This is a genomic window from Caulobacter sp. SLTY (assembly GCF_009905535.1).
GTDB lineage: Bacteria > Pseudomonadota > Alphaproteobacteria > Caulobacterales > Caulobacteraceae > Caulobacter.
The window spans coordinates 32,281-47,743 of record NZ_JAAALA010000012.1; the positions used below are offsets into that span (position 1 = coordinate 32,281).

The window sequence follows — 15,463 nt, forward strand, 5'->3', positions numbered from 1 at the left end:
CAGGCTCTGCGCTTGACCGACGGGGTTCAAGAAAGTTAGTGGTCACTAAGTAATTGGTCAAGGAGGTGTAATGTGAGCTCGGGAGGTGGCCCTTTGAGCTATTCCGGCGCGACAGCCGAGCGCGTTGCATTCCCCATGGGTGGGCTGGGCGCCGGCATGGTGTGCCTGTCCGGCGCCGGGGCGCTCACGACCGTTTCGGTGCGCAATGCCCCCGCCTTGCTGAACGAGCCCTTCGTGTTCGGCGCGGTCCGCTGGTCGTCGCCCTCGGGCCATGGCGCGCGCGTTCTCGAAGGGCCGGTTCCGGGCTGGAAGGTCACCTTCCCCTGGCCGGACTCGACCGGAACCGGTCGCGGACAGCAAGGCAAGACCTTCGGCCTGCCGCGCTTTCCGGGCAGCCGGTTCGAACCGCGATTTCCGTTCTCCACCCTGACGCTCGAGCCGTGCGAAGGGCCGCTGCTCTGCCGCCTGACGGGCTGGAGCCCGTTTGTCCCGGGGGACGCCGACGCCTCCAGCCTTCCGGTCGCGGGCCTGGAGTATGAGCTTGAGAACCGATCCGCTGAACGGGTCGAGGTGATCTTCTCGTACCACGCCCGGAACTTCATGCGCATCGCCGGGGCGGATGGGCCGGCCGGCGTCGATGCCACCAGCGGCCAGGTCCGCCTGTGGCAGTCGGGAAGCAGCGAAAAGCCCGAGCAGGACGGCGCGTTCACCATCGCCTGCGACGCCGCCGAGACGATCGCGAGCGCGCGCTGGTTTCGCGGCGGCTGGTGGGATCCGGTCACCGATCTGTGGCGCGGCGTCGCCGAGGGGAGGATCCCGCCGGCGGGAGCGCACGAAGACGGCGACCCCAGCGATGGCGGCAGCCTCTACGTCCCCTTCACCCTGGCAGCCGGTGAGACCCGGCGCGTGCGGCTTCGCCTGTCCTGGTTCGTCCCGAAGACCTCGTTGCGCCGGGGCGCCGGCCCGTTCGATCCGAAGGGGCGCACCGACGGGACCGAGACGCACGTGCCTTGGTACGCCGCTCAATTCGCCGATGCCGACGCGCTGGCCGGGTTCTGGGCCGAGAACTACGACGACCTGCGCGAGCGGTCGGAGACTTTTGCCGCCTGCCTCGCTGAACAGGCCCTGCCGCCCGAAATCAAGGATGCCGTCTCGGCAAACCTGACCATCCTAAAATCACCCACGGTGGAGCGCCAGGCCGACGGCCGGCTGTTTATGTGGGAAGGTTGCGCGGACCATGAGGGCAGCTTCGAGGGCTCCTGCACTCACGTTTTCAACTACGCCCAATCGATCCCTCATCTTTTCCCGGCCCTTGAGCGGACCCTCCGGGAGACCGAGTTTTTCGAGAACCAGGACGAGACCGGCCACCAGAATTTCCGGGCCCAGATTCCGATTCGGCCCAACCCCAGGCGGGCGCGCCCCGCCGCCGACGGCCAGCTTGGCGGCATCGTCAAGGTCTACCGCGACTGGCGGATTTGCGCCGATGACGCCTGGCTCCGCCGGCTCTGGCCGCGGATCGTCGCGAGCCTCGACTACGCCATCCGAACCTGGGACCCGGAGGAGGCCGGCTGGCTGACCGAGCCCCACCACAACACCTACGACATCGAGTTCTGGGGCCCTGACGGGATGGCCGGGACCCTCTACCTGGCGGCGCTTCGGGCGGCCGTGGAGATGGCCGAGGCGCTGGGGGAACCGGGCGCCCGCTATGGCGCGCTGGCGGACAAGGCGGTGGCGCGCCTGGAGGGCGAGCTCTTCAACGGAGAGTACTTCGTCCAGAAGGTGCTCTGGGACGACCGCGCCCTGGCGGGCGACATGTCGGAAGAGTCCCTAGAGAGCGTCCGGCGCGAGGGGCCGAAGTACCAGTACGCTGGCGGCTGCCTGTCGGACGGCATCGTCGGCGAATGGCTGGCTCAGGTCTCCGGTCTGGAAACCGGCCTTGATGCCGGGAAGGTCGCCTCGCACCTGCGCGCGGTCCACCGCTACAATTTCCGCGCCTCGCTGCGGGACCACGCCAACCCCCAACGGCCGGCCTATGCCCTGGGGGAGGAGGGGGCGCTGCTGCTTTGCAGCTGGCCCCACGGAGCCGCGCCCCACTTTCCGTTCGTCTACAGCGACGAAGCCTGGACCGGGATCGAGTATCAGGTCGCCGCCCATCTCATCCGGCACAAGGAGGTCGAGGCTGGTTTAGAGATCGTGCGCGCCGCCCGAGCGCGTTACGACGGTCGCGTCCGCAATCCCTTCAGCGAGTTCGAGTGGGGCCACTGGTACGGCCGGGCGATGTCCTCCTGGTCCCTGCTGCAGGCCATGACCGGCCAGGACTATGACGCCCGCACCCGCTGCCTGACCCTGGCGCCCGCTGTTTCCGGTGATGTCTCGGCCGTGCTGGCCACCGAGCGCGGCTATGGCCTTGTCGGCGTGCGCGGCGGCAAGCCCTTCATCGACGTCCGCGGGGGAGACATCGTCGTGGATCGGCTCGACTTCCGACCGTACGGGAGCACGCGGTGATCCCGGTCGAAACCCTGCCGACGCCGGAAGCCATCGGTCAGCGGCTGGCCGAGGGGATCTTGGACGGCGTCCGCGAAGCGGAGGCGGCGGGGCGGAACTTCGTGCTCGGCTGCCCGGCGGGTCGAACACCGCTGCCGGTCTACCAGGCGCTGGTCGAGGCGGCGGGGGCGATCGATCTCGCATGCCTGCACCTGATCATGATGGACGAGTTCGTGGAGCGTGACGGCGAGGTGTGGCGACGCGTCCCCACGAGCGCGCACCACAGCTGCGCGGGCTTCGCCGTCCGCCACCTCCTTGATCGTCTCCCAGGACTTCCGGCTTCGAACCTGCATGTACCGGACCCGCAGAATCCGGCCGCCTACGAGGCGCTGATCAGCGATCTTGGCGGCATCGACCTCTTCCTCCTCGCCTCCGGCGCTACCGACGGCCATGTGGCGTTCAACCCGCCGGGTACGCCGCTGGAAAGCGCCACGCGGATCGTCGCCCTGGCCAGGGAGACGCGGGAGGACAACCTCTCGACCTTCCCGAAGTTCGGATCGCTGGAGGCGGTCCCCAGCCATGGGGTCAGCATCGGGTTGGGGACAATCGTCAACCATTCCCGCTCCGCCGTCATGATGCTTCACGGGAGCCACAAGGGATCCGCTTTGGCGCGCCTCACGAAAAGCAACGGGTTCTGTCCGTCGTGGCCGGCGAGCGTGATTTCCGCGTGCCGCAATCCCCGGATCCTTGTGGATGCGGCTGCGGCCCAGGCGGCTTAGCCCGCCTTTTCAAGCGAGAGCCGAAAGAGACGGGATGTCGCCCCAAAAGCGCATTGTCAAAACACTTAGTGATCACTAAGTGATCTGTCAGCAGGAGGATGTCGTGCAACAGCGCAAGAAACACCGGATCGCCGTCATCGGACTTGGCATGCGCCTGGGCATGCTGCTGCGCGCAGCCAGCGCCGAGGGCTGGGATTTCGAGCTCGCCGGGTATGTCGATCCGGCCCCCGTGGGCCTGCCGCTGCTGTCCGAGCAGGGGGTTGATGCCGGGCGCTCCTATCCGAACATCCAGACGATGCTGGCTGACGGGTCGTACGACCTGGTGATGATCGGCTCGCCGAACCACCTGCACCTGCAGCACCTGACCGAGACGCTGGAGCGTCATCCAGGGTTCGTCTTCATCGAGAAGCCGATCGTGCGGACCGAGGAGGAGTCGTTCGAGGCGGCGCGTCTGATCCGGGAGCGCGGCCAGGGCCGGGTGCTGGTCGGTCTGGTGGCGCGCTCCGCCCCGATCGTGCGGACGGCCTTCGAGCGACTGGACGCGGGCGTGATCGGCGACATCATCTCGATCGACGCCACCGAGCACCTGCCGCCAGCCCACGGGGCCTATCTCGCCCGCAACTGGCGCCGGCGGGTAGAGTGGGGCGGGTCCTACATGCTCGACAAGGTGTGCCACGACTTCGACATCCTGGGCCGAATGGTCGGCGCGCGCCCCGTTCGGGTGGCCAGCTTCGGGGGGCGGCGCATCTTCAACGAAGAGGCCGCGCAACAATCCCGTGACCAGGGGCCGGCCATCCTGCGTCGCCTGTCCGGCTGGAACGCGGCGCCCGACATCAGCGGCGCGGACATGGATGTGACCGACCACCAGGTGGCCATCGTCGAGTACGCCAACGGGGTTCGGCTGTCCTTCCATTCCAACACCAGCGCGGCGGCGCCCGAGCGCCGCTGGAACCTGGTGGGCAGAAACGGAACCCTGACCATCGACTTGGTGCAGAACACCCTGGTCATCACGCCGCTCGAGGCGAGAGGCACGGTCGAGCAGCTGCGCTGGCGCGGGCCGCAGGGGGACTCCCACGGGGGCGCCGACCAGGCCATGGCCCGTGATCTGGTGGCCGCCCTGGACGGCGAGCGGGCCTTCCCTGTGTCGGTGACCGACTCTCTGGTCGCGGGCCTGACGGTCATGGCGATCGATCGGGCCCTGAGCGAGTCGCGCATCGTCGACTGCGCGACGCTCTGGACCCGGCTCGACGCCGCTGAAGCCGGCATCGCCGCGTGAGGCCGATGCCATTGCGGGTGATCGGCATCGATGCCGGCGCCACCAAGACCGCTGCCGTTGCCGAGACCCTGGAGGGGCCCGGGATGGACCGGATTCGCACGGGTCCCAGCGCCATCGTGGGGATGCCCGATGCTCGGGCGCTGGCAGTGCTGCGCGATATCGTGGACCAGCTCGCGCCGCGGCGTGAGGACCTGGCCCATGTCGCGATCGGCTTGAGCGGCGTCGATTTCCCGGAAGAGCACCCTGAGCAGCACCGGCGCGTCGCTGAAGCCATCGGTGTGCCCAGAGACCGCCTCCTGCTGGTCAACGACAGCCTCGTGGCGCTCGCCGGCGCGGCGACAACAGATCGGGCCACCCTGGTGCAGCACGGCACAGAGGTTACGATGGCCTGGCGGGCGCGGGTCGGCGAGGAGTGCGTGTTCGACAGCGTCGGGATCGCCGACTGCTTCGACCTACGGCTGAAGACGGTTCCGCTGGTCGCCCGGATGCTGGATGGACGGACGCCCGCCACCCCGTTGAAGGATCAGGTGCTCGCCCACTGCGGCGTTGACGCCAAGGCCTTCGCCCGTTGGGTCATCCGCGATCCGGGCGCGAAGGACCAGATCCTCAAGATCGGGCCCGTGGTCTTCGCGGCCTGGCGGGACGGGGACACCGCCGCCGTTCAGCTGGTCGATGCCGCGGTGGACGACTATGTCACCGCGACAGTGGCCATGGCGGACCGTTTGGGCCCCGGCGCCTTCCAGGCCTGTTTCGGGGGGGGCACCATCGACCAGGGCGGAGCGGCGTTGCTCGCCACCATCGGTGAGCGGTTGTCCCGGCGCCGATCCGACGCGACGCTGGCCTCGCCGGCGAGGTCGCCGGAAGACGGGGCGCTCATTCTCGCGCGCCGCGCCGCGAACCTGGCGGCCGTCGGCTAGCCCGACGTCAGGCCAGAATGCGCGCCTCCATGTGGCGGATGAAATAGCGCATCGCTTCGGCCATCGAAATCCGCCCGTCGCTGAGCAGCCACTGCAGGCGCAGCCCATCAAGGGTCGCAATCATCAGCGCCGCCTCCATCAAAGGGTCAAAGTCGCTGCGGAAGACGCCTGCGTCGCGACCGGCCTCGAACGAGCGCACCAGCCGGTTGCGGAACGTCTCGTAGCGCCCCTTGAAGTACTCGTTGAATTCGGAGCCGGCCTCGAGGTGCTCGGCCGACATCAGGACGTCCAGGGCGGTGAGCACCGGATCGTCCTCCAGCACCTTCCCGAACTCCGCCCATGAGGCGACATAGTGGGCGTCCGCCGTGTCCAGGTCGCCCGCCATGCGGGTTTCCTGTTCGCGGTCGGTCTCCTCGAGCACCGCCAGCAGCAGCGCGCTCTTGGTGGGGAAGTGATAGAGCAGACCGGCGTCGGTGATGCCGATTTCCTCAGCCAGCATGGCGAGGCTGGTGCCCCGGAAGCCGCGCTGGGCGAACAATTTGCGCGCGCCCTGGAGGATTTCCGCGCGGCGCTTGCGACCCCGCGGCTGCCGCGTTCCGGGCGCGGAAGGAGGACCTTCGGGGGAACCTTCAATCATCTACAAACCTTGCGCGAACTCTTGGCCGGGCGCCAGAGCCGGCGGCCTCTATACGCCTTGAAAACGGAGAAGGGCGATGAGGCCGGCCAGCCTCATCGCCAAGTTCGCCGGGGGAGGTCGCCGGCGGCGCCTCTAGAAGTCCATGTCGAAGGACAGGCCGATGGTCCGGACCGAGTTGTAGTTCCACGACTGCAGGATGGCCGTGGGGTCGGCCGTGACGTGGGACAGGAAGCTCGGCACGTACTCGTCCGCGCAGTTCTTGCAGAACAGCGAGGCCTTGTAGCGTTCACCAAACCGGTAGGTGAGGCTGGCGCCGAAGATGTCGACCCCGCCCAGGGCCGTTCCGGGGTCGCCGTTCGGGGAGAAGTTGACGCTGGAACGGCGGAACCAGTTGGCCTCCAGGGTCAGCAGGTTATCGCCCAGCGGGATGTCATAGACCGCCTGCAGGGTGGAGCTGAATTTCGGAGCCCCCGCCGGCGCCAGGCCCTTCGCCTGGAACTGGCCGGCGACACAGCCCTGGGCCACGGTCTGTCCCGGATAGCAGGTGGTAATGAAGTCGGTGAACTCGGTGTCCGTGAAGCTGGCCCCGAAGTTGATGGTCAGCTGCTCGGTCGGGCGGAAGACGCCGTCGATCTCAACGCCCTGCGCACGAAGTCCGCCGGCGTTGGTGAGCCGGAAGAGGGCCGCGACCGAATCGTAGGTCTGGGTCTGGAAGTCGGTGAATTCCTCGTAGAAGCCGGAGACGTTGAGCCGCAGCCGACCGTCGAACAGGGTCGTGCGGACGCCGGCTTCGACATCCTCGACCGTTTCCGGCGCGATGTAGGGGTCGAAGGCGGTGGAGCCGAGGTTTTGCGGGTAGGCCGGGCCTTTGTAGCCGGTAGCGTAGGTCAGATACGCCATGATGTCGGGCGTGAACTCGTACTGGGCGCCGATCTTGTAGCTGAAGTCCGTGTTCGACTCGCTGAACTTGAAATTGCCCTGCGGCCCATAGAGGCCGGGCCCGTTGACGTAGGTCCCGAAGTCCTGGGAGATGTCGACCTTCACCCTGTCGTAGCTCAGACGTCCGCCGGCGATCAGCGTCAGCGCGTCGGTCACATGGAAGTTGACCTGGCCGAAGGCCGCGGTGCTGTGGGAGGTGTTGCGGGTCGAGAAGTCGCCGCCGAAGAAGTTGGGAATGCCGGAGCCGAAGTTGGCAAACAGCTGGGTGTAGCCGTTGTTCACGGACCCGAAGTAGTAGACCCCGACCTGGCCGTCGATGCGGTCGAAGTCGAAGGCCAGTCGCAGTTCTTCCGACAGCTGCCTGTTGTTGGACCCGTTCCTGTTGGTGTTGAACAGGTTAAGGGTCGAATAATCGGTGTCCAGGTTGAGCTGCAGGTCGTAGCGGCGCCAGGCGGTGATGCTCGAGATCGTCAGGTTGGGCGACAGCTCGTGGGAGACGTTGAGCGACACGCCGTAGGTGTCCACGCTCCGAAAATTGCCGGAGGCCGAGTCGATCCCGTACTCCAGGTTTCTCGGTCCGGCCTTCGCGCCGATGCTGGTGAGGTATCCGGCGTAGGTGCCGGCGCCGACGGACCGCAGCGTCCGATCCCAGATGCCGCCGGCCCCGCGCTCACGGCTGTAGTCGGCGGTGGCGTAGACGCTGGTGGCGTCCGTGGGCTCCCACAGATACTTCACCCTGGCGGCGATCCGCTCCTGCTTCTGGTCAACCTGGGCGCCGGTGGGCGAGGTGACGGTCGCGTGGGCAATGGGGTCTTGGCTGGAAACCAGCATGTTCACCCGCAGGGCGGAGGTGTCGGTGACCGGCACGTTCACCGTGCCGCGAAGGACGATGCCGAAGTTCCCGCCTGCCGCCGTGTCGCGATTGTTATACTCGGCGCCGAACGTGCCGCCCAGTTCGCCCAAGCGGGGCCGATTGGTGACCACGTTGAGGAGGCCCGCCGAGGCGTTCCGGCCGAACAGCAGGCCCTGGGGTCCGCGCAGAACCTCGATCCGGGCGATGTCGTTGAAGACGCCGTTGCTCTGGAACAGCGGAACGCCGAGCGAGACGTCATCGACCATCACCCCGACGCTGGAGTCCACCGTCGGCAGGAAGATGTTGCTGCCCACGCCCCGGAGTGAGAACGCGTTGTCGGTCGTGGTCTGAAAGCTCGGCGCGACGAGCTGAAGCTGGTTCAGATCATTAAGCTTGCGGGTTTCCAGTTCCTCTTCGCCGATGGCGGTCACGGCGACTGGCACCTTCTGCAGGTTCTGTTCGACACGCTGGGCGGTCACCACCACCTCATCGACGGTCGGACCGCCCTCGGGCGCTTGCGGCGCCGCCCAGGATGCAGACGCCCCCGACAGACTGATGAACGCGACCCCGATCAGCAAAGCTTGCTTCGTATTCATGCCTCTTCCCCTTTCTGCGTGTCGATCCGTTGCTCGGATCGATCTCCTCCTGCCAAGGCGGCTCCCCTCCCTGGTCCCTATCCTTTCTGACGGCTGAGCGAGGGCGTGGAGGGACCGTTTGGCCGCCCCGCACCGCCCAGACTCCGCTCCCAACTACGCCGTCGAAAATTTCTAGAGGTCACTAGGTAAATCGACTGAGAAAAAAAATCTAGTGATCACTAAAAATTAAACGAGGCGCATCCGCAGGCGTGGTTTGGCGCTTGTCGAGGCCGAAGGAGCCCGACCTGCGGGAGCGACCGCGAGCGGCGCGCGAGCACGCTGGCAAGGGGATAACGGGAACGGCAGTCACGGAATGCTGCCAGGTCAGCCGCGTGCAGACCTCGGCCGGCCCAACCAACCTTCAGTTCGACTCGATTTGCATGAGGTCAGGCGGTTCGACGATGGTGGGTGCACAAGGATTCGAACCTTGGACCCGCTGATTAAGAGTCAGCTGCTCTACCAACTGAGCTATGCACCCACATCGTCGCTTCGGGGCTTGCCCGACCGCGAGGGCGCGGAACATAGTGGAAAAAGCGCCGGACGCAAGGCGGGAAATTGAGGGGCTGATTTGGCCAGGCGAGACATCACCGGAGCGGTCGATTTTCCCTATCTCGAAGGCTTCGCGGCGGGGGACGCGGGGGTGGTCGAGGAGGTGCTGAATCTGTTTCGCGAGCAGGCCGCGATCTGGTCGCGGATGCTGGAGCCGGGCAACCCCGGCTGGCGCGACGCGGTCCACACCATCAAGGGCGCGGCGCGGGGCGTGGGGGCATTTGCGCTGGGAGAGGTCTGTGAGCGGGCCGAGGCCGACGGAGCGGGGGTGCTGCCGAGCGTGCACGCGGCCCTCGACGCCGCGCTCATGGACGTCGCGGCCTATCAGCATGAGCAGATGTTGAAGAGCCTGAAGGGCTAGGGAATCCAGCTCGCCAGCTTGTCGATCACGGCCTGGTCGCTCATGGCCCGGGCGTTTGCCAGGACGAAGACGTCACCCTGGTTCAGCACCTTGCCCCTGGGCGAGACCACCACCACTGCCGGCACGCCCTTGAAGCCGGCCATTCCATATCGGGCGGCGATGTGAAGATTGCGGTCCATGCGACCGACCTCCACGTGGACGATCTCGTAGTGCCGCTCGAGGAAGGGTTTGGCCTCCGGCATCTCCATGATCCCGGCCAGGATCAGGCAGTCGGCGCACCAGTTGGCGCCGAAGTCGATAAGCAGCAACTTGCCCGCCTTCTTCGCCCGGGCCGCGGCGGCCTTTACGTCGGCGTCGGCGTCGCGGCTGGCGTCGTAGGGGTGGCGGGGGACCTTCGTCAGTCGGCCGATCCGGGGCGCAGGGACCGCCAGGACCGGCCCGGCCAGACAGGCGGCGGCAGCGCCCAGCAGCAGCGTGCGGCGCGTCCGGCTCATCTCAGCGCGTCTTGTCCCACACGCCGAATTCGTAGGCGATGCAGCGATCAACCAGGGTGCGCCAGACCGGTTCGGCAATGGCGTGGCTCAAGCCGGCCTCGGTAGCGGCGGCCTTGACCTTGGCGACCACGTCCTCGATCCGGGCGGTGTCGCGGACGACCTTGCGGTCCGGCTTGATGCGGGCGGCGGCGTCCATGTAGCCCTGGCGCTCGGCGAGCAGCTTGACCAGAGCGCGGTCCAGGGCGTCGACCCCCACACGGACCTCGGCCATTGTCGTGCAATCTTTGGGGGCGACGCGGGCGTCGACCTCTACGGACATGTCTTTGGGCATGAGAAACTCTAGATACCGGCGCCGTTGTCGAGGGTCTGGAGGGCGGCTTCGTGGGCGGCCGCCTCTTCCATCAGCCAGGAGACGAAGGCCTTAACCTGCGGCAGCCGTCCCTTGGTCTTGGGATGGACGACGTAATAGGCGAAGTCCACGGCCGTGGCGATCTGAATCGGCGTCACCAGACGGCCGGCATCGAGGTCGGCCTGGGCCAGGGTCCGCTTGGCCAGGGCCACGCCCCGGCCATTGACTGCTGCCTCGATCACCAGGCTGGACTGGTTGAAACGCGGGCCCCGCGCGCCATCGACGCCCCGGATCCCCCGCGCCGCCAGCCACATGGCCCAGTCGGGGCAGCTGTCGTCCGCGTCCGGGCTGCCGTCATGCAGCAGGATGTGGTGGGCAAGGTCGGAGGGGTCGTTCAGCGGGTTCTCGTTGAGCAGGCCGGGGCTGACCACCGGGATCACCGTCTCGGTCATCAGCTTGATGACCTCCAGGCCCGGATAGCGGCCGCCCCCGTAGCGGATGGCCAGGTCGATCTCGCCCGAGGCGAAGTCGACCACCTCCATGCCGGCCGAAAGCCAGACGTCCACTTGAGGGTGCTTTTCCTCGAACTTGCCCAGGCGCGGCACCAGCCATTTGGCGGCGAAGGAGGGGGCGGCGGTCAGGGTCAGGCGGCGGCCGTCAACGGCGGCCGTCAACAGGCTGGCCGCCTCGGCCAGGCGGTCGAAAGCCTCGCGCAGGGCGGGGAGGGCGGTCTGGGCGGCGTCGGTGAGTAAGAGGCCCTTGGGCGTGCGCTTGAACAGGGCCGCGCCGACATAGTCTTCCAGGTTCTGGATCTGCTGGCTGACCGCGCCGGGGGTGACCGACAGCTCCTCGGCGGCGCGACTGAAGTTCAGGTGCCGGGCGGCCGCCTCGAAGGCGCGCAAGGCGTTAAGCGGCGGCAGGCGCCGGCGATGATCGGCGGGTTTCTCCATGCGAAGTTTTCCTGAACGCCCCGGCAGAAGTCCTAGTTTGCGAAGTGGTCTTCGCAGGCCCAGTTAGCAAGTGTCCGATGGCGTTACGGCCCTTTTCGCCAACGGGCATCGGGCGGGGCGGGCCTTTGCGGGTCCGTCCCCGTCCTAGACTCGCCCTTATAGAGAAGCTATCGCGCCATGTCCCGGCCTTCCCGTTCCGCACCCGCCGCCAAGCGCCTGATCGCGCTGGACGGCCGCGCCTCTCGGCCCGGTCAGGTATGGCTGGTCGGCGCCGGCCCCGGCGATCCTGAACTTCTCACGCTCAAGGCCGCGCGGGTGATCGGAACGGCCGACGTGATCGTTCATGACGGGTTGGTCTCCAGCGAAATCCTCGACATGGCCCCCAGCGGCGCCCGGCTCATCGACGTGGCCAAGCGCAAGTCGCGCCACACCCTGCCGCAGGACGATATCAACGCCCTTCTGGTCGCCTTGGCGCAGCAGGGGCTGACCGTGGTCCGCCTCAAGGGCGGCGATCCCTTCATCTTCGGCCGTGGCGGCGAGGAGCTGGCCGCCTGCCGCGCGGCCGGCATTGACTGCCAGGTCGTGCCGGGCGTCACCGCCGCCCTGGCCGCCGGCGCGGGCGCAGGTGCGCCGCTGACGCATCGCGGTGCTGCGCAATCGGTGACCTTCGTCACCGGCCATGCCGCCCATGGCGACCCGGACCTGGACTGGGCTGCCCTGGCCCGGCCGAACCAGACGGTGGTGATCTACATGGGCCTCAGCACCGCCGGCCTGATCGCCGATCGCCTGACCACCGCCGGCCGCGACGCGGCGACGCCGGCGCTGATCGTGGTCAACGCCAGCCGGGCGGACGAGCAGCGTCTGCCCACCAGGCTCGGCCAGCTGGCCGAGACCGCCGCCGGGCTTTCCGGCCCGGCCCTGCTGATGGTCGGCGAGGCCATGGCGCTGGCGCAGGCCAGCCAGATTTCGGACGCCGTCCCGGCGCGGGTGTTTGCATGAAGGCCCTGACCGCCAACCGCCTGATCGACGGCGAGGTCGTGTTCTGGAAGGCCGGCGCCTGGGTCGAGAGGTTCGCCGACGCCGAGCTCTTCGAGGGCGACGCCGGCGAGGACGCTGTCGCGACCGCCAAGGGCCAGCCGACCGTGGTCGTCGAGCCCTACCTGATCGATCTCTCCGAAGGACCGGCCGGCCTGGCCCCGGTCAGCTACCGCGAACGCATCCGGGCGCTCGGCCCCACCAACGAACCGACCCACGGCAAACAGGCCGAGGGCGGCGCCGCCATCGAAGCGCTGCAGGCCGCCACCGGCGCCGCCCGCTCGACCGGCCGCGTCGACCTGATCCGCAGGAAGTAAGCCGATGTACCAGTATGACGTCATCGACCACGAATTCCTCGCCGACCGGGCAGCGCAGTTCCGCGACCAGGTGGCCCGCCGCCTGACCGGCGACATCACCGAGGACCAGTTCAAGCCGCTGCGGCTGATGAACGGGCTGTACCTGCAGCTGCATGCCTACATGCTGCGGGTGGCGGTGCCCTATGGCTCTCTGAATCCGACCCAGATGCGCGCCTTCGCCCACATCGCCCGCACCTGGGACAAGGGCTATGGCCACTTCACCACCCGCCAGAACATTCAGTTCAACTGGGTGAAGCTGGGCGATGCGCCTGATATCCTGGATCACCTGGCAAGCGTCGACCTGCATGCCATCCAGACCAGCGGCAACTGCATCCGCAATGTGACGAGCGACCCCTACGCCGGCGCCACCGCCCAGGAGGTCGATGACCCCCGCGTCTGGTCGGAGGTCATTCGCCAATGGTCGACCCTGCACCCCGAGTTCAGCTTCCTGCCGCGCAAGTTCAAGATCGCCGTAACGGCGGCCGAGACCGACCGCACGGCGGCGCGGGCGCATGACATCGGCCTGCGTGTGCTGCGGAACGCCGAGGGCGCCCTGGGCTTCGAGGTGATGGTAGGCGGCGGGCAGGGGCGGACGCCCTACTTGGCCCCGACCATCAAGCCGTTCCTGCCGGCGGCCCGGCTGATCAGCTATCTGGAAGCGGTCCTGCGCGTCTACAACCGCCACGGCCGGCGGGACAATATCTACAAGGCCCGGATCAAGATCCTGGTCGCCAGCCTGGGGGCGGAGGAGTTCGCCCGGCAGGTCGAAGAGGAGTGGGGCAAGATCGGCGAGGGCGCCGACCTGCCGGACACCGAGCTGGCCCGTATCCGCGGCAGCTTCGTGAAGGTCCCCTTCGAAACCGTGGCCCCGCGTTCCGAGGTGTTCGAGGCCGAGCAGACGTCGGACCGGTCGTTCGCCCGGTTCGTCCGCAACAACGTCAAGGCCCACAAGCAGCCCGGTTACGCCATCGTCGAGATTTCGCTGAAAGCCCCCGGCGCCACGCCGGGTGACGCCAGCGCCGAGCAGATGGAGGCGGTCGCCGACCTGGCCGAGCGCTACGGTCTGTCGGACATCCGGGTGACCCATGAGCAGAACCTGGTCCTGCCGCATGTGAAGCTGGACGATGTGCCCGCCGTCCACCGCGGCCTGCAGTCGGTGGGCCTGGCCACCTCCAACATCAGCCTGATCAGCGATATCATCGCCTGCCCGGGCCTCGACTACTGCGCCCTGGCCAATGCGCGGGCCATCCCGGTCGCCCAGTCGATCCAGGACCGCTTCGCCGATCCGGACCGGGCCGAGGACGTGGGCGAGCTGAAGATCAAGATCAGCGGCTGCATCAACGCCTGCGGCCACCACCATGTCGGCCACATCGGGGTGCTGGGCGTCGACAAGAAGGGCGAGGAATTCTACCAGCTGAGCCTCGGCGGCTCGGGGGCGGAGGACGCCTCCCTGGCCGCCATCCTCGGCCCGGCCCTGCCGGCCGACAAGGTGGCCGATGCGGTCGACAAGCTGGTCGAGACCTACCTGTCCATGCGGACGGACGGCGAACGTTTCCTCGATACCTTCCGCCGCGCGGGCATGGCCCCCTTCAAGGAGGCTGTCTATGCCGACGCTCATTAAGCGCACCGGTGAGGGCTTCACCGCCGCCGAGGACATCTTCACCGATGTGGCCGACGAGGACGCCATTCCGAACGGTCCGGTGATCCTGTCCATGGCCCGCTTCCAGGCCGAGGGCGACGCCCTGGTCACCGCCGGCCGCAGCGTCGGCGTCCGCATCCAGCCGGACGAGGCGGTCGAGGACCTGGCCTATGACCTGCCGCGCCTGGCGTTGGTGGGGGCGGTGTTCCCCAAGTTCCGGGATGGACGCGCCTTCACCACCGCAACTCTGCTGCGCGAGCGGCTGGGCTATCAGGGCGAGGTGCGGGCCATGGGCGAGGTGATGCGCGACCAGGCGCTGTTCATGGTTCGCTGCGGCTTCGACAGTTTTGCGCCGGTCGACGGCGCCACTCCTTCCGACTGGGCCAAGGCGGCCGGCCTGTTCCGGCATGTGTACCAGCGCGCGGCCGACCACCGCCCGCCGGCCTTCGAGGAGCGGGGCTGATGGCCTTCGACCAACTCGAGCGACCCACCGCTGCGGCGGCCTTCGACGCGGACCTGCGCGACGCTCATCCCACCACCATCATCGAGGCAGCCGTCGCCCGGTTCGGCGACCGGCTGGCGCTGGTCTCCTCCTTCGGGGCCGAGAGCGCCGTGCTCCTGCACCTGGCCGCCCAAGTGAACAAGGACATCCCGGTCCTCTTCCTCGACACCGGCATGCTGTTTGGCCAGACGCTCGACTACCGCAAGCAGCTGGCTCAGCAACTGGGTCTGACCGACGTGCGCGACCTGCGCCCGCGTTTCCAGGATCTGGCCGTGGGTGACCCCGACGCCAACCTGTGGAAGACCAACACCGACGCCTGCTGCAACATCCGCAAGGTGCTGCCCCTCGACCGGGCGCTGAGCGGCTTCGACGCCTGGCTGACCGGCCGCAAGCGGTTCCACGGCGGCGACCGCCTGCGCCTGCCCGTCGTCGAACAGGCCGAGACGCAGCTGAAGTTCAACCCCCTGGCCAACTGGTCGAAGTCCGACCTCGACGCCTACGTCGTCCAGCACGACCTGCCGGCCCACCCCCTGGTCGCCCAGGGCTATCCCTCCATCGGCTGCTGGCCCTGCACCAGCCCGGTCGAGGAGGGTCAGGACGTCCGCGCCGGCCGCTGGGCCGGACAGGACAAGACCGAGTGCGGGATCCATGTGGCCCGCGCTAATGTGGCGCCGACGAATGTGGGCGGCGGGATCTGACCGCCCGACT

At 67.9% G+C, this 15,463-nt stretch carries 14 protein-coding genes, 1 tRNA gene and 1 pseudogene; 10 read left to right on the top strand and 6 right to left on the bottom strand.

The features are described from left to right. Positions 1-93: 93 nt before the first annotated feature. The 4 genes from GVN21_RS08795 to GVN21_RS08810 all read left to right on the top strand — a co-directional run bounded on the left by GVN21_RS08795 (position 94) and on the right by GVN21_RS08810 (position 5,456). Complete coding sequence (locus tag GVN21_RS08795; RefSeq protein ID WP_166574359.1) at positions 94-2,505, top strand: GH116 family glycosyl hydrolase; 2,412 nt, start codon at positions 94-96, stop codon at positions 2,503-2,505. Further along, positions 2,502-3,263, top strand: coding sequence for a 6-phosphogluconolactonase (locus GVN21_RS08800; protein ID WP_166574360.1), 762 nt, complete (start codon positions 2,502-2,504; stop codon positions 3,261-3,263). The genes GVN21_RS08795 and GVN21_RS08800 overlap by 4 nt, the downstream gene beginning before the upstream one ends. A gap of 103 nt (positions 3,264-3,366) precedes the next feature. Further along, positions 3,367-4,539: a Gfo/Idh/MocA family oxidoreductase gene (locus GVN21_RS21350; RefSeq protein WP_166574361.1), complete on the top strand. Its 1,173-nt coding sequence runs from the start codon at positions 3,367-3,369 to the stop codon at positions 4,537-4,539. After that, positions 4,536-5,456: a hypothetical protein gene (locus GVN21_RS08810; RefSeq protein WP_166574362.1), complete on the top strand. Its 921-nt coding sequence runs from the start codon at positions 4,536-4,538 to the stop codon at positions 5,454-5,456. Before GVN21_RS21350 ends, GVN21_RS08810 begins: the two co-directional genes overlap by 4 nt. A gap of 7 nt (positions 5,457-5,463) precedes the next feature. On the opposite strand, the gene GVN21_RS08815 is transcribed toward GVN21_RS08810, so the two are convergent. The 3 genes from GVN21_RS08815 to GVN21_RS08825 form a co-directional block, all read right to left on the bottom strand. After that, positions 5,464-6,093: a TetR/AcrR family transcriptional regulator gene (locus GVN21_RS08815; protein WP_276608497.1), complete on the bottom strand. Its 630-nt coding sequence runs from the start codon at positions 6,091-6,093 to the stop codon at positions 5,464-5,466. Positions 6,094-6,225: 132 nt separating this feature from the next. After that, a complete protein-coding gene (locus tag GVN21_RS08820; RefSeq protein ID WP_166574364.1) occupies positions 6,226-8,481 on the bottom strand; it encodes a TonB-dependent receptor in 2,256 nt (751 codons plus the stop codon). Between the two features lie 441 nt (positions 8,482-8,922). Then, positions 8,923-8,998: transfer RNA gene (locus tag GVN21_RS08825), tRNA-Lys, on the bottom strand. 90 nt (positions 8,999-9,088) lie between these two features. Here GVN21_RS08825 and GVN21_RS08830 point away from each other — a divergent pair. Beyond that, the gene (locus GVN21_RS08830; RefSeq protein WP_166574365.1) at positions 9,089-9,430 is read left to right on the top strand and encodes an Hpt domain-containing protein; all 342 of its coding nucleotides are present in this window, start codon (positions 9,089-9,091) and stop codon (positions 9,428-9,430) included. Here GVN21_RS08830 and GVN21_RS08835 read toward each other — a convergent pair. Genes GVN21_RS08835 through gcvA form a run of 3 tightly spaced genes read right to left on the bottom strand, consistent with a single transcriptional unit; the run spans position 9,427 to position 11,223 of the window. After that, complete coding sequence (locus tag GVN21_RS08835; RefSeq protein ID WP_166574366.1) at positions 9,427-9,924, bottom strand: thioredoxin family protein; 498 nt, start codon at positions 9,922-9,924, stop codon at positions 9,427-9,429. The genes GVN21_RS08830 and GVN21_RS08835 overlap by 4 nt on opposite strands. A gap of 1 nt (position 9,925) precedes the next feature. Beyond that, positions 9,926-10,243, bottom strand: a complete 318-nt coding sequence (locus GVN21_RS08840; RefSeq protein ID WP_240902834.1) for a chorismate mutase — start codon at positions 10,241-10,243, stop codon at positions 9,926-9,928. 20 nt (positions 10,244-10,263) lie between these two features. Beyond that, positions 10,264-11,223 (bottom strand): transcriptional regulator GcvA, encoded by a 960-nt coding sequence (gcvA, locus tag GVN21_RS08845; protein ID WP_166574368.1) that lies wholly within the window; start codon positions 11,221-11,223, stop codon positions 10,264-10,266. Positions 11,224-11,400: 177 nt separating this feature from the next. Between gcvA and cobA the strand changes: the two are divergent. The 5 genes and pseudogenes from cobA to GVN21_RS08870 form a co-directional block, all read left to right on the top strand. Then, positions 11,401-12,177: pseudogene (gene cobA, locus GVN21_RS08850) on the top strand (uroporphyrinogen-III C-methyltransferase); the annotation flags it as partial. A gap of 41 nt (positions 12,178-12,218) precedes the next feature. Beyond that, positions 12,219-12,575 carry a DUF2849 domain-containing protein gene (locus GVN21_RS08855; protein ID WP_166574370.1) on the top strand — a complete coding sequence of 119 codons (357 nt, stop codon included), beginning with the start codon at positions 12,219-12,221 and terminating at the stop codon, positions 12,573-12,575. A 4-nt stretch (positions 12,576-12,579) separates the two neighbouring features. Next, the gene (locus GVN21_RS08860; RefSeq protein WP_166574371.1) at positions 12,580-14,235 is read left to right on the top strand and encodes a nitrite/sulfite reductase; all 1,656 of its coding nucleotides are present in this window, start codon (positions 12,580-12,582) and stop codon (positions 14,233-14,235) included. Continuing rightward, entirely contained in the window at positions 14,219-14,716 is a 498-nt protein-coding gene (locus tag GVN21_RS08865; RefSeq protein WP_166574372.1) for a DUF934 domain-containing protein, read from the top strand. Before GVN21_RS08860 ends, GVN21_RS08865 begins: the two co-directional genes overlap by 17 nt. Further along, positions 14,716-15,453, top strand: coding sequence for a phosphoadenylyl-sulfate reductase (locus tag GVN21_RS08870; protein WP_166574373.1), 738 nt, complete (start codon positions 14,716-14,718; stop codon positions 15,451-15,453). Before GVN21_RS08865 ends, GVN21_RS08870 begins: the two co-directional genes overlap by 1 nt. Positions 15,454-15,463: the final 10 nt, after the last annotated feature.

What these genes read in the sequence shown, in the direction of transcription:
- GVN21_RS08815 (WP_276608497.1), bottom strand. Translation starts at nt 6,093, where the DNA reads ATGATTGAAGGTTCCCCCGAAGGTCCTCCTTCCGCGCCCGGAACGCGG.
- GVN21_RS08820 (WP_166574364.1), bottom strand. Translation starts at nt 8,481, where the DNA reads ATGAATACGAAGCAAGCTTTGCTGATCGGGGTCGCGTTCATCAGTCTG.
- GVN21_RS08835 (WP_166574366.1), bottom strand. Translation starts at nt 9,924, where the DNA reads ATGAGCCGGACGCGCCGCACGCTGCTGCTGGGCGCTGCCGCCGCCTGT.
- GVN21_RS08840 (WP_240902834.1), bottom strand. Translation starts at nt 10,243, where the DNA reads ATGTCCGTAGAGGTCGACGCCCGCGTCGCCCCCAAAGATTGCACGACA.
- gcvA (WP_166574368.1), bottom strand. Translation starts at nt 11,223, where the DNA reads ATGGAGAAACCCGCCGATCATCGCCGGCGCCTGCCGCCGCTTAACGCC.
- GVN21_RS08855 (WP_166574370.1), top strand. Translation starts at nt 12,219, where the DNA reads ATGAAGGCCCTGACCGCCAACCGCCTGATCGACGGCGAGGTCGTGTTC.
- GVN21_RS08860 (WP_166574371.1), top strand. Translation starts at nt 12,580, where the DNA reads ATGTACCAGTATGACGTCATCGACCACGAATTCCTCGCCGACCGGGCA.
- GVN21_RS08865 (WP_166574372.1), top strand. Translation starts at nt 14,219, where the DNA reads ATGCCGACGCTCATTAAGCGCACCGGTGAGGGCTTCACCGCCGCCGAG.
- GVN21_RS08870 (WP_166574373.1), top strand. Translation starts at nt 14,716, where the DNA reads ATGGCCTTCGACCAACTCGAGCGACCCACCGCTGCGGCGGCCTTCGAC.